The following is a 668-nucleotide window of genomic DNA, read 5'->3' as shown; positions in this document are numbered from 1 at the left end:
TTGATAGTTAAGGTAAGGTGATGAGTTCAGCCAAATGTTAATCAACAACGAAGAGGGATGGCTGATTACCTCTGTGATAAGGACAAAAATGTTAGATCTAGAAACAGAATTCCATTTCAACCAAATCAAAGAGCAAATGAAGGGACAACAAGCTATAGTCCAATTACTCATTCATCATATTCTTAAGAACTTAGAAAATAAGCCAGGTTGTGAAAATTTCACCAATGAAGTTATCGCATCTTTAGAGGCTTTAAAACAGCAAGTGTGGCTAGGAAAAGACGGGATTGATGCTGCTATTGCCTTAATGAAAGATCCAATAAAATATAGATGATATATTGCGGCCTCTAGGCCGCTTTTTATTTCAGTCCAATTTTGTAGCAGTATTGTTTTGCATAATTTTCCGCGCGTTCGAAAAACGCCGCAAAGGTGCTTTCTGGATCAAAGGTTTCTTTATACTTTATGATAAGTTTATTCTCATAATCTTCATACCCGCAAAAACCTGACACTTTGACATCAACAACTAATTGGCTTCCCGTTAACATACTGGCGGCGAAAGAGCCATTTTCGATACCACTACTACAATCAGCAAACATAAAGCTAGTCGCTGTTGTTGGCATACCAACTTCAAAGGATAATTCCATCATTCACCTCTCTAGTGAGTTAATAGG

2 protein-coding genes are annotated in these 668 nt (G+C 37.4%); one reads left to right on the top strand and one right to left on the bottom strand.

Annotation, left to right across the window (positions count from 1 at the left end; genetic code table 11):
- Positions 1–34: 34 nt before the first annotated feature.
- Positions 35–331 (top strand): hypothetical protein, encoded by a 297-nt coding sequence (locus tag IQ209_RS17985; protein WP_193852541.1) that lies wholly within the window; start codon positions 35–37, stop codon positions 329–331.
- Positions 332–356: 25 nt separating this feature from the next.
- Here the strand turns inward: IQ209_RS17985 and IQ209_RS17980 are convergent, their stop codons facing one another.
- On the bottom strand, positions 357–644 hold the full coding sequence (locus tag IQ209_RS17980) for a hypothetical protein (protein WP_193852540.1): 288 nt from the start codon (positions 642–644) through the stop codon (positions 357–359).
- Between the last annotated feature and the right edge of the window lie 24 nt (positions 645–668).

Source organism: Xenorhabdus sp. BG5, assembly GCF_015163665.1.
Lineage (GTDB): Bacteria > Pseudomonadota > Gammaproteobacteria > Enterobacterales > Enterobacteriaceae > Xenorhabdus.
The sequence above is the reverse complement of the archived record's forward strand: the minus strand, read 5'-3'. Positions and strand labels throughout refer to the sequence as shown.

What these genes read in the sequence shown, in the direction of transcription:
- IQ209_RS17985 (WP_193852541.1), top strand. Translation starts at nt 35, where the DNA reads ATGTTAATCAACAACGAAGAGGGATGGCTGATTACCTCTGTGATAAGG.
- IQ209_RS17980 (WP_193852540.1), bottom strand. Translation starts at nt 644, where the DNA reads ATGATGGAATTATCCTTTGAAGTTGGTATGCCAACAACAGCGACTAGC.